Annotated in this window: 16 protein-coding genes, 1 pseudogene and 1 riboswitch; of the genes and pseudogenes, 11 read left to right on the forward strand and 6 right to left on the reverse strand. The window is 38.3% G+C overall.

Going from position 1 to position 16,750, the window contains the following annotated elements; all coding sequences use genetic code 11:
- Positions 1-120: 120 nt before the first annotated feature.
- On the forward strand, positions 121-243 hold the full coding sequence (locus ACZ5XR_RS03240; protein WP_464500274.1) for an FbpB family small basic protein: 123 nt from the start codon (positions 121-123) through the stop codon (positions 241-243).
- A gap of 64 nt (positions 244-307) precedes the next feature.
- Here the strand turns inward: ACZ5XR_RS03240 and ACZ5XR_RS03245 are convergent, their stop codons facing one another.
- Genes ACZ5XR_RS03245 through ACZ5XR_RS03255 form a run of 3 tightly spaced genes read right to left on the reverse strand, consistent with a single transcriptional unit; the run spans position 308 to position 2,890 of the window.
- Positions 308-1,138 carry a MetQ/NlpA family ABC transporter substrate-binding protein gene (locus ACZ5XR_RS03245; protein ID WP_464500275.1) on the reverse strand — a complete coding sequence of 277 codons (831 nt, stop codon included), beginning with the start codon at positions 1,136-1,138 and terminating at the stop codon, positions 308-310.
- A 59-nt stretch (positions 1,139-1,197) separates the two neighbouring features.
- Complete coding sequence (locus ACZ5XR_RS03250) at positions 1,198-1,860, reverse strand: methionine ABC transporter permease (protein WP_464500276.1); 663 nt, start codon at positions 1,858-1,860, stop codon at positions 1,198-1,200.
- On the reverse strand, positions 1,850-2,890 hold the full coding sequence (locus tag ACZ5XR_RS03255) for a methionine ABC transporter ATP-binding protein (RefSeq protein WP_464500277.1): 1,041 nt from the start codon (positions 2,888-2,890) through the stop codon (positions 1,850-1,852). The genes ACZ5XR_RS03250 and ACZ5XR_RS03255 overlap by 11 nt, the downstream gene beginning before the upstream one ends.
- Positions 2,891-2,966: 76 nt before the next feature.
- Positions 2,967-3,070, reverse strand: a riboswitch (SAM riboswitch).
- Between the two features lie 204 nt (positions 3,071-3,274).
- Here ACZ5XR_RS03255 and ACZ5XR_RS03260 point away from each other — a divergent pair.
- The 3 genes from ACZ5XR_RS03260 to ACZ5XR_RS03270 are packed head-to-tail and all read left to right on the forward strand — an operon-like array spanning position 3,275 to position 5,951.
- On the forward strand, positions 3,275-3,883 hold the full coding sequence (locus ACZ5XR_RS03260; protein ID WP_464500278.1) for a methyltransferase: 609 nt from the start codon (positions 3,275-3,277) through the stop codon (positions 3,881-3,883).
- A 15-nt stretch (positions 3,884-3,898) separates the two neighbouring features.
- On the forward strand, positions 3,899-5,008 hold the full coding sequence (locus tag ACZ5XR_RS03265; protein ID WP_464500279.1) for a threonine aldolase family protein: 1,110 nt from the start codon (positions 3,899-3,901) through the stop codon (positions 5,006-5,008).
- A 49-nt stretch (positions 5,009-5,057) separates the two neighbouring features.
- Positions 5,058-5,951, forward strand: coding sequence for a DMT family transporter (locus ACZ5XR_RS03270; protein WP_464500280.1), 894 nt, complete (start codon positions 5,058-5,060; stop codon positions 5,949-5,951).
- Between the two features lie 89 nt (positions 5,952-6,040).
- Here ACZ5XR_RS03270 and ACZ5XR_RS03275 read toward each other — a convergent pair whose 3' ends face one another.
- The 3 genes from ACZ5XR_RS03275 to ACZ5XR_RS03285 form a co-directional block, all read right to left on the reverse strand.
- Positions 6,041-6,316 (reverse strand): hypothetical protein, encoded by a 276-nt coding sequence (locus ACZ5XR_RS03275; protein WP_464500281.1) that lies wholly within the window; start codon positions 6,314-6,316, stop codon positions 6,041-6,043.
- Positions 6,317-6,393: 77 nt separating this feature from the next.
- Positions 6,394-6,651, reverse strand: coding sequence for a hypothetical protein (locus tag ACZ5XR_RS03280; RefSeq protein WP_464500282.1), 258 nt, complete (start codon positions 6,649-6,651; stop codon positions 6,394-6,396).
- 163 nt (positions 6,652-6,814) lie between these two features.
- Positions 6,815-7,894 carry a UvrB/UvrC motif-containing protein gene (locus ACZ5XR_RS03285; RefSeq protein WP_464500283.1) on the reverse strand — a complete coding sequence of 360 codons (1,080 nt, stop codon included), beginning with the start codon at positions 7,892-7,894 and terminating at the stop codon, positions 6,815-6,817.
- A gap of 385 nt (positions 7,895-8,279) precedes the next feature.
- On the opposite strand from ACZ5XR_RS03285, the gene ACZ5XR_RS03290 reads away from it, so the two are divergent.
- The 7 genes and pseudogenes from ACZ5XR_RS03290 (at position 8,280) to ACZ5XR_RS03320 (ending at position 16,709) form a co-directional block, all read left to right on the forward strand.
- Positions 8,280-9,047, forward strand: coding sequence for a hypothetical protein (locus ACZ5XR_RS03290; protein WP_464500284.1), 768 nt, complete (start codon positions 8,280-8,282; stop codon positions 9,045-9,047).
- A gap of 216 nt (positions 9,048-9,263) precedes the next feature.
- A complete protein-coding gene (locus ACZ5XR_RS03295) occupies positions 9,264-10,877 on the forward strand; it encodes an acyl-CoA dehydrogenase family protein (protein ID WP_464500285.1) in 1,614 nt (537 codons plus the stop codon).
- A 658-nt stretch (positions 10,878-11,535) separates the two neighbouring features.
- Positions 11,536-11,991 (forward strand): annotated as a pseudogene (locus tag ACZ5XR_RS03300) (shikimate kinase); the annotation flags it as partial.
- Positions 11,992-12,786 (forward strand): type I 3-dehydroquinate dehydratase, encoded by a 795-nt coding sequence (gene aroD, locus ACZ5XR_RS03305; protein WP_464502208.1) that lies wholly within the window; start codon positions 11,992-11,994, stop codon positions 12,784-12,786. It abuts the pseudogene before it with no gap.
- A gap of 292 nt (positions 12,787-13,078) precedes the next feature.
- A complete protein-coding gene (locus ACZ5XR_RS03310; RefSeq protein WP_464500286.1) occupies positions 13,079-14,092 on the forward strand; it encodes an ABC transporter ATP-binding protein in 1,014 nt (337 codons plus the stop codon).
- On the forward strand, positions 14,073-15,041 hold the full coding sequence (locus tag ACZ5XR_RS03315; protein ID WP_464500287.1) for an ABC transporter ATP-binding protein: 969 nt from the start codon (positions 14,073-14,075) through the stop codon (positions 15,039-15,041). Before ACZ5XR_RS03310 ends, ACZ5XR_RS03315 begins: the two co-directional genes overlap by 20 nt.
- Positions 15,042-15,095: 54 nt before the next feature.
- A complete protein-coding gene (locus ACZ5XR_RS03320; RefSeq protein WP_464500288.1) occupies positions 15,096-16,709 on the forward strand; it encodes an ABC transporter substrate-binding protein in 1,614 nt (537 codons plus the stop codon).
- The last annotated feature ends 41 nt before the right edge of the window (positions 16,710-16,750 follow it).

Raw genomic sequence — 16,750 nt, forward strand, 5'->3', positions numbered from 1 at the left:
GTCTAGTCTAAAAAACTAGGCTTTATATTTTGCTTAAAAGTTCAAAAAATTGTAATAAATCTAGCGATTCTATCGTTTCCACCATGTATATAATAGAATCAAAGAAAGGTGGAGAATTCGATGAGAAAACGTAAATTAAGTTTTAAAGAATTGGTTATAGATAATAAGCAGGAAATTAAAGGAGATCTAAAAGCATTGGAAAAAATAGAAGCAAGAATCGAAGAAAGACATGCTGAAAAATAGCAGTTTTATAAAAGGGGTCAGTCCCCCGGCGCTTTAAAGCGCCGGGGGACTGACCCCTTTTTTACTAATTTTGTTTGTACCCATCAAGATAAGAAATTGGTTTTACGACAGGAACAGCTGCCCCTTTGAAGTGTTGTTTGATAAAGTCTGTTACTTCTTTGGAATGGTAGATATCAACGATTTCTTTAATTGCTTTGTCATCTTTGTGTTTTGTTTGGCTAGCAATAATGTTTACATATGCTTTATTTGAAGCATCTTCTCTAAAAATTGGGTCAGATGTTGGGTTTAAGCCAGCGTTGATCGCCATATCACAGTTGATAATCGAAGCAGCAGCATCGTCTAAGCCACGTGGTGTTTGTCCTGCATCTACAGGAGTGATTTTTAGATTATGTGGATTACTTGCGATATTTTCTAAACCGCCTGATCCATCAAAACCAGGTTTTAACGTTATCAATCCAGATTTTTGCATTAATAAGAGTGCTCTTCCTAGATTCGTAGGGTCTTTCGGAATAATGATTTGGTTTCCATCTTTAATTTCGCTGATGTTTTTAACTTTTTTAGAGTAGATCCCCATTGGCCAGATAGAAGTGGTACCGACAGCAGATAATTTTAGATTACGCTGTTTTCTGAAGTTATCAAAATAGACGACTGTTTGGAATGCATTCAAATCGATTTCGCCGCTGTCCAAAGCAAGGTTTGGCTGGACATAATCATCAAATTTTACAATTTGGATGTCAATCCCTTTATCTTTTGCCAGCTTTTTAACTAATTCCCATGTAGGTGTTTCTGAACTCGATGTTCCTACTTTAATCGTTTTACTGTCTGAGCTGGTTTTTGAACTGCATCCAGCTAACAAAAGAAATAAACCTAACAAAATAACTAAATATTTCTTCATTTTGAAATTCCCCCTAATATGTTTTTTTATTATGAAAAAGGATAACCTTCAATCATCAATTATTTTCTTCTGATTTTTTTGGAGAGCAGGTTGCCGAGTGATTGAACCAGCTGAACCATTACAATGAGGGTTACAACGGTTATGATCATAACCTCGGTTTTAAACTGGTTATACCCATAAGTAATCGCTAAATCACCAATCCCGCCGCCACCAACAGCACCAGCCATGGCAGATGCGCCAATTAATCCAATGGTAGCGATGGTTAAGGCTAAAACGATCGAACCAAGTGCTTCCGGCAAAAGAAATCTCCAAATGATTTGCCAGGGAGTTGCTCCCAATGCCTGCGCTAATTCAATAGTGCCTTTATCGACTTCGAGAAGGGAGTTCTCTACTAATCGGCCAATATAAAAGGCCGTATAGAGCACGAGCGGTACGATTGCCGCGGTGGTGCCAATTGCAGTTCCCACGATTAATCTAGTAAATGGAATAATTGCCACTACTAAGATAATAAATGGAATGGATCGAAAGATATTAATAATGACATTAAGAATATTGAATAGAATATTATTCTGCAAAATGCCGTTCTCTCTTGTAATTACCAGAATCACACCTATTGGAATTCCAATAATGACCGAAATAATCAGAGCTACAACGACCATATAAAGTGTTTGATCAATTGAACTTAAAAACTCTGGCCAGAACCAGGACCAATCAAATGGCATCTTCAGACACCTCCTTAATAACAGCTTCATTGTCTCGAATATACTGAACGGCGCGAAGAATTTCTTCTTTATCACCTTTGAATTCAACAAGTAAATTTCCGAATGGCTGACCTTGAAGCTCTGTTACCATCCCGTGAAGAACATTTAAATCGATTGAAAAGTGCTTTGCCGTATTTGAGATTAATGGGACATTGGTTGAATTGCCTTTAAAAATAATTCGGTAAATGCCATGGGAGCTTGACTGGCTGCTTTCATTAATTAATTTTTGTACGGACTTTGGAATATTATCGTTTAAGAAGGTCCTCACAAAGCTTCGGGCGATCATTGTTTTTGGCTCAGTGAACACGTCGATGACCGATCCTTGCTCCGCGATGGTCCCGTCTTCAATAACCGCAACTTTATCGCAAATATCACGGATGACATTCATCTCATGGGTAATCATTAAAATGGTTACGCCAAATTCATCTCGTACCTTTCGTAATAACTCTAAAACGGCTTCGGTCGTGTTTGGATCAAGTGCCGATGTAGCTTCATCGCATAGGAGAATATCAGGGTCAGTTGTCAGCGCGCGGGCAATTCCAACTCTTTGCTTCTGACCACCGGACAGCTGATCTGGGTAATGATTCATCCGATCCTCCAAGCCAACAAATGCTAGTAATTTTGTGACTTTCTCTTTAATTTCATTTTTAGGTGTGCCTTCTAAAATAAGCGGCATCGCCACATTGTGAAAAATCGTTTTCGAATTTAATAAGTTATATTGTTGAAAGATCATGCCAATCTTTTTACGCTGCTTGCGTAAATCCTTTGGCGCCAAGGATAAAAGGTTTACTCCATTGATGAGCACTTTCCCGGAAGATGGCCGTTCCAGCAGATTTACACAACGAATCAGTGTACTTTTTCCTGCCCCGCTGAATCCTACCACACCAAAAATTTCACCTTTCTCAACGCGAAGGTTAATTCCTTTTAAGGCACTTACCTTTTTCTCTTTGCCTTTTCCATAAATTTTATGTACATCGTCTAAAACAAGCATTATATCAATCCCCTTTGTTTGCACCTATATACGAAAAAGCCTCTTTCTTCAATCAGAAAGAGGCTTTTCTATCTCAACCTTATCTTTCAGAATGAAGTCACTCTGCAGGAATTAGCACCTTTCATTAATGAAGGTTGCTGGACGTCATCGGGCCTGTCCCTCAGTCTCTCTGGATAAGTTATTCAGCTGTTTTTAACTTATTTATGATGTTAATAAATTATTAAACTATTGTCAATCTTTTTATTTTAAAAAAATATTAGTAATCCGATAATTTTAATTTCAATTGATGATTTTTTAATTTTTAGTAAATCTATTGGCATTATTTCAGAAAAATCATTTATCATAATAGATAGAATCCTACTTCACCTGAATAGAGGTCAAGCAATGAAAGAAAAGTTTTTAGATGGAGTGCTGAATATCAAAACGGGAGGAGAACAAAAGGGATTTATAACCTCATTGCACTATCATCGCTACGAGCCGACACCTTATAGTGCCCTTGAAACCTTATTTCACCAATATGAATTGAAAAGCAGTGATCATATCGTTGATTTTGGCTGTGGTAAAGGACGTTTAATTTTTTATATTCATTATTTATGGAATGCCAATGTGACCGGCATTGAAATGAACCAGGCTCTCTATCAAGAGGCTGTCCAAAATCAAAAAAATTATCTTAAGAAACACATTGATGCCAAGAATAAAATACACTTTTATTGCTGCTTGGCGGAAGAGTATGAAATTAGATCGTTAGATAATTGCTTTTACTTTTTTAATCCATTTACCATCCAAATTTTTATGAGAATCATAAAGAATATCTTACTTTCTGTGGAGAAGTCCCATCGGGAGATAGAACTGGTTTTATATTACCCTTCAGAGGATTATATTTATTTTCTGGAAAATCAAACCCCTTTTGAATTCAAACAGGAAGTTATATTGCCGGATTTATATGAACATAATTCAAATGAACGATTTTTAATCTATAGGTTGTCTTATTAGAGGGAGAGAATTCACATGAACGAAAAAAATCCATTATTAGAAGCATTTAAGCAAACCACGTATCAAGTGGTCGGGCATGACCCAAGAGACATTCAAACATTACTAGCAGCTTTCAATGATTTTGATGGTTTGCAGGAAAGCGATATCTATGGGAAAGGAAAAATAATCGAGGAGTTCCAAGAGAAGATGGCTGATTACTTAGGGAAGGAGACAGCTGTATTTTTTCCTAGTGGTACGATGGCCCAGCAAATTGCTTTAAGAATTTGGTGTGATCAAAAAGGAATAAAGAAAGTCGCTTACCATCCGTTATGCCATTTGGAAATCCATGAAGAGGACGGATTAAAAGAGCTGCATCATATTGAACCGATTTTGCTTGCTGATCAAGACAGTTTAATTCAATTAGAAGATGTTGTTGGGCTTAAAGAGGATATTGCTTGTTTATTGCTTGAACTGCCCCAGCGTGAGATTGGCGGTCAATTACCAGATTATGAAGCTCTGGAATCGATTTCGGCTTATTGTCATGAGAAAGGAATCAAATTACACTTGGATGGTGCAAGGTTATTTGAAATTCTTCCCTACTATGAAAAGTCAGCTGCTGAAATTTGTCGTCTGTTTGATAGTGTGTATGTGTCATTTTATAAAGGAATTGGCGGAATTGCAGGGGCGATTCTGGCAGGAGAAAAGGATTTTATTGAGGAATCGAAAGTTTGGAAAAGGCGTCATGGTGGGGATTTAATCAGCCTTTATCCGTATATAATTAGTGCAGATTTTTATTTTGATCAAAGGATCGCGAAAATGGAGCAGTATTACCGGGAAGCAAAAGAACTTGCAGGCCATTTTAATCAATGTCATGCAATTAAAACACTTCCACTAAAGCCGGTTTCCAATATGTTTCATGTTCATTTTGATGCTCCAAAAGAGGAGATTGAAACCATTCTGGTAGAACTTTATGAGAAAAGTGATATTGGTTTAACTGGCAATTTGAAAGATACTACTAAGGGCACCTGTTTTTATGAAGCAAGCATTGGGGATCGATTTGGCAGCGTTCCAAAAGGAGATTTAAAAGAATTGTTTCGTATGCTTGATGAAAGAATGCGAGAATTGAAAATGTTTAGTAGGCAATAAGACACAAAAATTCATTCAGCCAAAAATCATCAGGAAAGGGGGAGCAAAAGTGCAAGGTAAATTTAAAATTATTACGGCCATGCTTATTTGGGGAAGTATTGGTGTTTTCGTCAAGAATATCAATCTATCTTCAAGTGAAATTGCGCTTCTAAGGGGAGTAATTGGCAGCCTTTTTTTAATTGTCGCAAGTGTATTGGCGAGACAAAAGTTTGACATTCAAGCTTTAAAAGAAAATTTCCTCCTGTTAATCCTTTCCGGTGCCGCGATCGGATTTAACTGGATTCTCCTTTTCCAAGCTTATCGGTATACGACCATTTCCAATGCAACATTAAGCTATTATTTTGCTCCAATCTTCGTCATGGTCCTAGCTCCTTTTATTCTTAAAGAAAAACTGACACCGCTAAAGGTAGGCTGTATTGTTACGGCAATGGCAGGATTATTTCTTATTGTGAATTTTGGAGGCAGCAACGGTGCAGGCGGCTATCATCATGCGGTTGGAATCCTATATGGTCTCTCAGCTGCAGCGTTTTATGCCAGTGTCGTATTAATCAATAAATTTATCAAAAATCTATCAGGTTTTGAAACCACTTTAGTTCAATTAATGGTGGCGGTAATCGTTCTTTTACCATACGTAATGATCAAAGATGGAATGGATTTTTCCGGCGTAAACTCTCATTCCCTTATTTTTATTTTCATCATTGGTATCATCCATACGGGCATTGCTTACTTTTTGTATTTTACCTCTATTAAGGACCTAAAAGGGCAGGCCATAGCTGTTTTAAGTTATATTGATCCCGTATCAGCCGTGATTATTGCTGCGCTATTTCTTGGAGAAAGCATGGGTATTATCCAAATAATTGGCGGCTGTCTCATCCTGGGTTCTACTCTTATAAGTGAAACGATGGAAATAAAAGTGCAGAAAATGAAAGATAGTAAGGTTTAAAAAATCCCTATGGAATTAGAAAAGCTCTTCTCGATGGAGAAGGGCTTATTTAATGGAAATTAAATGAAGAGTTTTGGGAGATGGATTTCTTAGTTCGATTTATACTCATCTAATTTCTTCATGGCATATTGAAATTGTTTTTTTGAAAGTTGTTTATTGGCTAAAGATGAATATAAAATCGCAAATGCAATCGGCATTACATCAATATGGACATTAATATTTGTATTAACATCAACATCAGAATTACCACTATTACTTACTTTAGCTAGTGTGCCATTCACCAGATCATTTTGATTATCATTATCGAATTTGCTTCTATACTTTGTATGTTCGTTATCATTGTTTGTTCGCCCCATAAATGCCATTTTATTACCTCCTTTCTAAAAATCAGATTACTACTTAACTGAGATAGTATTTTCCAAGTTAAGTAGTAATCTTTATACTAACAGTAGTATTTACATTTTTTTTTCCGATTTCGGCATTGTTCTTGATCTTGTTCAGCACTAGATTTAGAATCATTTTTGGACGAAATATCAACCTTAATATCGACATAAGAGTTTCCGCTGTTGAGAACTTTAGCATTATTACTATTTTTTAAATCATTTTCATTTTCATTTTGGTTATCATTATCGTTATTGTTATAATTTTTGTTCCTGTTACTATTGCATGCTTCCTTCTCTTTTTTACCATACCAACCCATTTAATCAACTCCTTTTCTATTAAATTTTATTCTTCAAAAATATAATATTCAGATAGTTTCCAAATGAATGGGGGACTTGTCCAATTAGAATAAATAAATATAAAAAAATAAGCAGTCCGATTCATCATCGGACTGCTTATTTTTACGCTAGTTAATTTTTGAATTAGCGGGTTTTTATGGTCTCCACATTAAATAATTCCTCAAGTGCTTTCTTTAAATCGGCAGGATGATCGGCGTGTAGCCACTGGTCAGGTACAATTAGATAATCGCAGGAGCTGCTTTTTAAATAGCTATAGACGATTTGCGCTTCATCAATTTCATCCCGATTCACACTTTTGGATATTTTGAACGAGTCATTCCGGAAATGATCTAACAATATGACAGATATTTGATCAAGATCTATTTCATCCTGTTGTAGCTTTTTTCGAAAAAGAATGCTGTTCCTTTTTATAAAAAAGAATTTAAGGCTGTTGTCCTCCAAGTGTTCAAGAACGACAATATTTTTGTTTTCCTCAGTAAATTCAATGACTTTTTCTTTTTTAATGAGAGAATGGATTGCGTTTAGATAGTCCCGATATTTTGCTGCCCCATCAAAATCCAGCCGTTCTGAGGCCAAATACATCCTTTGTTCCATTTCTTCAAGAAGTTGAGTATCGGTGCCACCCAGTAGAGAAATCAGTTTGTTAAGGATCGAATGGTATTCTTCCATTGCCTTTGCACTAAAACATCTCCCATTACATAGGCCGATGGAGTAGTTTAAGCATGGAGACTGTTTTTTAGACAGATTGCTGCAATTTATTTTAAAGCAATCCTTTATCCCTTGCAGCGCTCTTTCCACAGTATACTTATTAATGAAAGGACCTAAATAAAGATTGTTACCCATGTTATCCGGGTTACTGGTTATTTCTATATTGTGTTTTCCATCTGTCGGTACGGCTATATAAACATATGATTGTGGATTTTTCATCATCCGATTGAAAATTGGCTTTAATTCCTTTATTAATTGGCACTCTAGCATAAAGGCTTCAAATTCCGTATCAGTAAGGAAATAGTCAAAATCCGCGATATTTTTGACCATTTTTTCAATCTTTGGAGAATGGGTTTTGGAGGGCCGAAAGTATGACTGAACTCTCTTTTTTAGTTCTTTTGATTTTCCTACATAAATAATACTTTTATATGAATTTTTCATAAGATAGACACCAGGAGAAGCGGGAAGGTTCGCGGCCTTTTCTTTAAGATTCATAGTAGACCCCTCCTTTGATAACAATCATTATCCCTATTGTATCATACCCCAGAATGGACAAAGATTTAAACGAAAAAAGAGGCGTCCCATAAACTTTTGAGACAGCTTCTTGTGCATCCTCGTTATCTTGATATTTTACACGCAGCTGAGTAAGCCGGTCTTCTAATGGACGATAATAATTTTGAAATGGAAAAAGGTTCCCTGTAAAGTAAAAATTCCCCCGGATGGTGGAATAAGGTCAAGATAGTTCGTGAGCTTTTTTGATTGAAAACGGATATAACTATAGTTAAAGATGAAAAGGAATAGAAGGGATAAAAGATTTGAGATGAATATCATACTATCTTTTTTAAATATTTTACTTATAAGTTTTGGAGAATTGATTTATTTGTTAGGGTTTTTAATCGCTATTGGTTTCCTTTTGGGCTTTCTAGAAAGGTTCTCCAATTCTTTCTTGGTCCGGGCATTGGGTCCGCGGGGAATTGTATTGACGGCATGGATTGGAACTCCGATTCACGAGCTCGGACATCTTCTCATGTGTTTCATATGGGGACATCGGGTATCAAAAGTAAAGTTATTACAATTGAACAGTCCTGACGGTATTCTTGGGTATGTGGCCCATCAATATAATCCAAACAGCTTTTATCAGCAGGTGGGAAACTTTTTTATTGGACTTGGCCCGATTTTTAGTGGAATTGGCTCGTTAATAGCTGGCATGTATCTTTTTGTCCCTCAATCCTACGAAACTTTTATGAATGAAATACAGCACCATATTTCCTTTGAGAAACTGGATGCAACCGTTTTACAATCGATAGGGGGAGCAGTAATAGCCATTACTAAAAGCCTTTTCACCTTTCATAATCTTATCAATCCTCTCTTTTGGATTTTTTTAGTATTTGCCATCAGCATTTCTTCTCATATTGCTTTAAGTAAAGCAGATATTGAAAATTCCGCACGAGGACTGATCATGATTTACTTTTTACTTGTTTTGTTCAACATCACAGCAGGATTTTTTGGAATTGACAGCTATAAAATGATTGTAAAATTGGGCGAGTATAATGCATATGTATTAGCGTTCTCAAGTATTGCACTGCTTTTTTCATCCGTTACTTTTTTGGTCAGTTTCCTTCTTTTTAAGCTGAAGCAATTTAAATAATAAAAAGTTCAGTTAAACATAGTTGTTGATTTCCGCTCCGGGCGCTCGCTTTCCGCGGGGAGGTCCGGGAGCCTCCTCGGCGCTTTAGGCGCCTGCGGGGTCTCCCGTGACCTCTTCATCCCGCAGGAGTCGAGCGCTCTCCACTCCAATCAACAGTTGTAAAAAATCAACATTCGCCTTTAACAAAGCCAAATACAAAAAAAGGAGTGATCATGAATGAATCATACTTCCCAAGGGACGGAAACAAGAGGGAACAATACGTATTCCTTTGATGAATTCCTCGAAAAGCGTGAAAATCTTGACTGGTATAGGGACGATCATTTTTTACAAAGAGCTGTTAAGCACTTTACCGGTGCACAGTTTGATGCTGTTCATAAGGAAATTCTATCGTTTTCTCCGACCGTGTCTCAAGAATGGAATCGCTTGGCTGAACGGATTGCCAGGCCGGAGGTCCGTCCCTACATGCTCCACTATGATGCGTTTAATCACCGAATTGACCGGGTTGTTCGTCCACAGGAAGCCTTTACGCTGGAAAAAGGGGTTTTCAGTCAAGGTCTTTTTTCAAGTAAAATGGCACCTTGGGAAAGCTTTGTGAAAAGAATGTTAATTCACCAATTGGGCGAAGCGGGTGTGGCATGTCCCATGACCTGTACGAATGGATTAATTGCTCTTCTTGATGAATTTCCTGATGTTGACCATCCGGAACTGGAAGAGATTTTACTCCATTCAAAAGAGGGAGTAAACGGTGAATTTGCAATTGGGGCTCAATTTATGTCAGAAATCCAAGGCGGTTCTGATTTACCTGCAAATCTTCTGGAAGCTGTCCCGGATGGTAAGAATTATCGATTATATGGAAATAAATTTTTCTGTTCCGTCGCTCATGCGGACTACTCCGTTGTTACAGCAAAAATCACAAGTTCAGATAAGATATCAACATTCATTGTGCCTTCTTGGCTTCCGGGTGATAAAGAGAAGGAAAAGCGCAATAGCTATCAAATTAATCGTCTCAAATGGAAGCTTGGGACATCAGAAGTGCCGACAGGGGAAATTCAATATAATGGAGCATTGGCCTATCCGATCGGACCAAAAGATAAGGGAATTGCAGTAGCAGTGGGAATTGTTTTAACATTATCCCGCCTTGAAATCGGAATCGCCTGTGCTGGTTTTATGCTGCGTGCATCTAGGGAAGCTAACCTTTACAGTGATTTTCGCACTGTATTTGGTAAAAAGGTAAAGGATTATCCACTTGCAGCGAGCAAATTGAAAAAAATTGAAAATGCCGCTGAGCGGACAACGGCGGGTGCTTTTAAAATATATGATCTTTTTCTGCGTCTTGAAAAACCGCTTAATCCCGGAATAAAGTCAGATCAGCCAATTGAGGTTCGAAAACAACTATTTAATTTGCGGGAGCTCATTTTATTACAAAAGATTTGTGTAACGAATGAGGGGGCTGAAGTGCTGCGTGAGGCTATATCAATTTTTGCAGGTCACGGTGTCATGGAAGAGTTTTCTTCACTTCCACGTATTTTCCGCGATGTTGTCGTGAACGAACAATGGGAGGGCCCGCGCAACTTGCAGTTAACACAAATTTACCGCGATATTCAAAGAGTGTCAAATTGGTATTCTCCCAGCGATTTTGTCGGAAGTGTTTTAGAAGGTGGTTCACTTGAAACCATCAAACATTTTTCGGAAAGGCTTGAGGATTTGCTGCAAAGGCCCGTGTTAGGTGAGGTAACTGAAGTTTCATTGGAAGCGGCCGTCGAATGGGATGCCTTTTGTGATTCCCTATTTAAGGCCTATCAGGAAGTAGCGTTAAGGGAAATAAATTAGATGCATGACAATAGGAATCTTATGTTTAAGGACACAATTTCATTAAAAAAGAGGAGAACTGTTCTTGAAGAAGCCGCTCGAGGACACTTTAGATGTAAAAAAGATGCAAAGTGTCCTTGAGGAAGCCGTTCGAAGACACTTTAGATGTAAAAAAGACCCCAAGTGTCCTTGAGGAAGCCGTTCGAGGATACTTTGGATGTAAAAAAGACCCCAAGTGTCCTGGAGGAAGCCGCTCGAGGACACTTTAGGTATAAAAAGGAATCCAAGTGTCCTTGAGGAAGCCGCTCGAGGACACTTTAGGTATAAAAAGGAATCCAAGTGTCCTTGAAGAAGCCGTTCAAGGACACTTTAGGTATAAAAAGGATCCAAAGTGTCCTTGAAGAAAAGACCTGAGGATCCCTTTGGTCAAAAAATAGGACTAAATGTCTTTGAGAAAGTAATCGAAGTCACAAACCTCTTAAAAAACATTTTTACTCTTATGCGAGAAAATTCCACGTGCTTGTAAAATCTCCAGAGAATTGTTGCCAACATTGCAACAGTGTTGAACCTGTTGTCCTAATTTTCCAAAAAGGATTATAATGATACTTATTGGTTCTTTCGAGGGGAATGAATGAGTTTGCAAAATCAAATTGAAAAAAGCATTGTATTGATCGGATTCATGGGTGTTGGAAAAACTACAATTGGCCAGCTGCTGGCAGAAAAACTCAACTGGAATTTTATTGATATTGATGAAGAAATCGAAAAAGATTTTGGCATGCCGGTTTCACAAATATTTAATACATTTGGGGAAAAAACTTTTAGAGAACGTGAAAGGACTTTAATCACAAATCTATGCAAGAAACAGGGACAGATTCTTTCACTTGGCGGCGGAGCATTTTTGCAGGAGGAAATAAGAACGCAATGTTTATCTTCATGCACTGTTATTTTTCTGGATTTATCATGGGAAAATTGGAAGGATAGATTAAACATCATTATTGATACCCGTCCAGTTTTACAAGGGAAATCAATGATGGAAATCGAGGAATTATTTTATAAAAGACAAGATGCCTATTCTGAACATCACATGAAAGTGGAAACGGACAATAAAGAACCTCAGGAAGTGGCAAATGAGGTTATCAATCAATTAAATTGGAATCCCCCAAAAAAATTAATCACTGTTAAAGGGGTAACAATCGGAGAAGGTGCTCCGAAAATTTGCGTCCCAATGGTAGGCACTACTTTAGCCCAATTAATAGAAGAAGCCGGCTATTTAAAAACACTAGATATAGATGTTGTAGAATGGCGAGTGGATTTTTTTGAATCTGTCGAAGAGATAGAGAAAGTTCAGGAGGCACTAAAACAAATCCGTGCTATTCTTCCGGAAATACCTCTTATCTTTACCTTCCGCAGTGCGAAAGAAGGCGGAGAAAAGGAAATCAGTACAACGTATTACATAGAGTTAAACCAAACAATTGTAGAAACAGGCCTCATAGATTTCATCGATGTCGAGTTGTTTACGGACGAAAAAGAGATTATTTCTTTAATTGAAATTGCCCATGCTCATCATGTGTATGTCATTCTTTCTAATCATGACTTTGAAAAAACACCGTCAAAAGAGGAGATTGTTTCCCGATTGCGGCGTGCGCAGGAATTGGGAGGAGACCTTCCGAAAATGGCGGTTATGCCAAAAAACGCGAAGGATGTTCTAACCTTACTGGATGCCACCAGGACAATGAACGAACAATTTGCCGACAGACCTATCATTACCATGTCCATGGCTGGCAGAGGAGTGATCAGCCGCTTGGCAGGGGAGATATTTGGCTCAGCTGTGACTTTTGCAGCTGCAAAAAAAGCCTCTGCGCCCGGTCAGATATCCATAACCGAAATGCGAAACATCCTATCATTGTTACATTCCAACCTTAATGCCTAAAAACTTTAACAACATTATTATTTCAAAAAAAGATATCAGCTTTTTACATTTTTGGAAATGATGGAAATTATTCGCCTAACCATTGTATAAATAATAAAGCCTTTCTCCGCTACGTTAACGTATTAACGTAGTGGCAGAAGGTTTTTTTTATTCGAGAATCGAAATTGTTTTTAATGTTTGCAAAAATTCAAAAAAGTATTTATAATAAATTATGTTATAATATTCTTAAAATTTATTATATTGTAATACTTTAAACATTACATAAGAATAGAACTGATAGGCAGGTGTAAAAGTGAGCAAAGAACCTATTCTTCAAATAAAAGACTTAAAGGTATCATTCCAATCAGGAAAAAAATTAGTGGCAGCTGTTGATGGAATCAGTTTTGATTTAAAAGAAGGCGAAATTCTCGGGATTGTTGGCGAGTCAGGAAGTGGAAAAAGTGTCACATCCCTGGCCACAATGGGATTAATTCCATCACCGCCCGGAAAAATTGAAAATGGTGAGATATTATTTGAAGGAAAAGATTTAACCCACATATCCGAAAAAGAGTGGCGAAAAATCCGAGGAAATCAAATTTCAATGATTTTCCAGGAGCCGATGACGTCGCTAAATCCGTTATTTACGGTTGGAAATCAATTAATGGAAGCTATTTCGTTACATACCGGCCTTTCTAAGAGAGAGGCAACTGTCCGATGCATTGAATTACTAAAGCTTGTTGGAATTCCTAGAGCAGAGGGAATTCTGAAAGAGTACCCGCACCAGCTATCTGGCGGGATGAGACAGAGAGTCATGATTGCCATGGCTATGGCCTGTAATCCAAAGATGCTGATTGCCGATGAACCGACAACTGCTCTTGATGTAACGATTCAAGCGCAAATTCTCGCGTTAATGAAGGATCTAAATAAAAAGACGAATACCTCGATTATTTTCATCACACATGATTTAGGTGTTGTGGCGGAAGTTTGTGAGCGGGTAATCGTGATGTACTGCGGTCAAATCGTGGAACAGGGAGATGTACGCACCATCCTAAAGGATCCAAAACATCCTTATACAAAAGGGCTGCTTAAGTCTGTCCCGGATTTAAGAGGGAAAAAAGATCGTTTATATAGCATCCCTGGAAGCGTTCCTACACCAGGAACGGTTCATAAAGGCTGTCGATTTGCTGCGAGATGTTCCGAAGCTTTTGGAAGATGCAAGATAGAATCACCTGAATTATTTACTATGGAAAAAGGCGAACACGAAGTAAGATGTTTCTTACATTCATCGGAGGAAAGGAGTGACCAACATGTCGGAGTTACTTCTTGAGGTTAAAGGACTGAAAAAATACTTTCCTATCACAGGCGGCGTTTTTGATAGAAAGAAAGGGGAAGTCAAAGCGGTTGATGATGTTTCCTTTTATGTGAAAAAAGGTGAAACATTAGGAATCGTTGGCGAAAGCGGCTGCGGGAAATCGACGACAGGCCGGCTGCTCATGCGCTTGATTGAGGCGAGTGACGGCAAGATTGTTTTTGAAGATAAAGAGATTACCAGTATGTCAAAAACAGAGCTGAGAAAAATACGCAGGGATATCCAAATGGTGTTCCAAGACCCATATGCATCGTTAAATCCTCGCCATTCTATCGAACAAATCCTGGAAGAACCGCTTATTGTTCATGGGATTGGTACAAAGGAAGAGCGTAGGAAGCGCGTGAAGGAGATGCTTGAGGTAGTAGGATTAAGCAGTTATCATGCGAAGAGATACCCGCATCAATTCAGCGGCGGCCAGCGTCAGCGGATTGGGATTGCGAAAGCGCTAATGACAAAGCCGAAGCTCATTATAGCGGATGAACCTGTATCGGCACTCGATGTGTCCATTCAGGCGCAGGTTCTGAACCTGATGAAGGATATTCAAAAGGAATTTGGGCTAACCTACATATTTATTGCCCATGACCTAGGAGTGGTCCGGCATATTAGCGACCGAGTAGGCGTCATGTATTTAGGTAGATTAATAGAATTAGCTGATAGTGAAGAGCTTTATGAAAATCCTTTGCATCCATACACGAAAGCACTTCTTTCGGCGGTGCCTATCCCAGATCCAGATATTAAGAGAAATACCATCTTAATTGAAGGGGAGCTGCCAAGCCCGGCCAATCCACCTTCTGGATGTGCCTTCCACACCAGATGTGGAGAGTGTATGGACATATGTAAAACCACAAGACCAATGGAACGCAATATCAATGGTCATTATGTAGCATGTCACTTATTTAACGAGTAACAGGCTGCGTTTATGATAAAAATTTCAAAATAGTAAATGGGGGTAAAAGGTTAAATGAGAAAAACTATGAAATTACTTTTAATTTCCATATTGGCAATCAGTATGTTTCTTGTAGGCTGCAGCAGTAAAACAAGTAACAGCGCCAGTGGTAAAACAGATTCCGGATCAAGGGGCGCCGCTAAAAAGGATACGCTAGTATTTGCCCGCGGCGGTGATTCTACTTCACTAGACCCAATTACTTCAACAGAAGGTGAAACCTTCCAAGTAACTCAAAATATTTTTGAAGGTTTGCTGACATATGGTCCACAGGATACGATTGTTCACCCAGGATTAGCGAAAAGCTGGGATGTCTCTAAGGATGGTTTAACTTACACTTTCCATCTTCAACAAGGCGTTAAGTTCCAAGACGGCACTGATTTCAATGCCGATGCGGTTGTATTTAACTTTAATCGCTGGGAGAATGGGAATGCGGATAAATTCCCGTATTTCACAATGTTTGGCGGTTATAAGGGCGACAAAGGCTATATCATTAGCAGTATTAAAGCCGTTGATCCAAATACAGTTCAATTTGTGTTAAAAAGACCACTTGCTCCATTCTTAAAGGACTTGGCAATGTCTCCATTTGGAATTGCCAGCCCAACAGCTGTTAAGAAATATGGCGATAAATTCAGAGAAAATCCAGTGGGTACTGGTCCATTTAAATTTGTTGAATGGAAGCATAACGATACGATTACCCTTGAAAAGAACCCTAATTACTGGCAACAAGGTTTACCAAAGCTTAACAAACTTATTTACCGTGTAATTCCTGAAAATACTGCTCGTCTTAATGCACTACAAAATGGCGAAATCGATATCATGGAAGGTCTTAATAACTCTGATGAAGCTTCTGTAACATCAAATCCAAATTTACAGGTTATCGAGCGTCCTTCTATGAATGTTGGCTATATTGGTTTAACTGTAACTCATAAGCCATTTGATAATAAACTGGTTCGCCAGGCTTTAAACATGGCGGTAGATAAGAAATCCATCATTACTGCATTCTATGGCGGTAAAGCTATTCCAGCCAAGAATCCAATGCCGCCATCAATTGAAGGGTATAACGATTCCGTACAAGATTACCCATATGATTTAGATAAAGCGAAGAAACTTTTGGCACAAGCAGGTTTTCCAAATGGATTCACAATGGACCTATGGGCAATGCCTGTAGCACGTCCTTATATGCCTGAAGCTCAAAAAGTGGCTGAGGTCGTTCAGGAAAGCTTCAGCAAAATCGGTGTGAAAGTGAATATTAAAACGGAAGACTGGGCTACTTATTTAGATAATGCAGCTAAAGGCAAGTTTGATGCTTACATGCTCGGTTGGACTGGTGACAACGGGGATGCTGATAACTTCTTATATAATTTATTAGATAAAGACAGCATTGGAGCTAATAACTATTCCCGTTACAGTAACGATAAGGTGCATGATATTTTAATTAAAGCTCAATCTGAAATTGACCCGGCAAAACGTAATGAGCTATACAAGCAAGCACAAGTTCTTATCCATGATGATGCTCCTTGGATTCCGCTTGTACACTCAACACCACTAATGGCAGCTGGTAAAGACGTTGCAGGATATCTTCCGCACCCAAGTGGTTCAGAAGCATTAACACACGTTTATTTTAAATAATATCACTGCAGAAGGGGAGCATTGCCTCCCCTTTTGTTACA

The organism is Neobacillus sp. Fa239 (assembly GCF_055395235.1).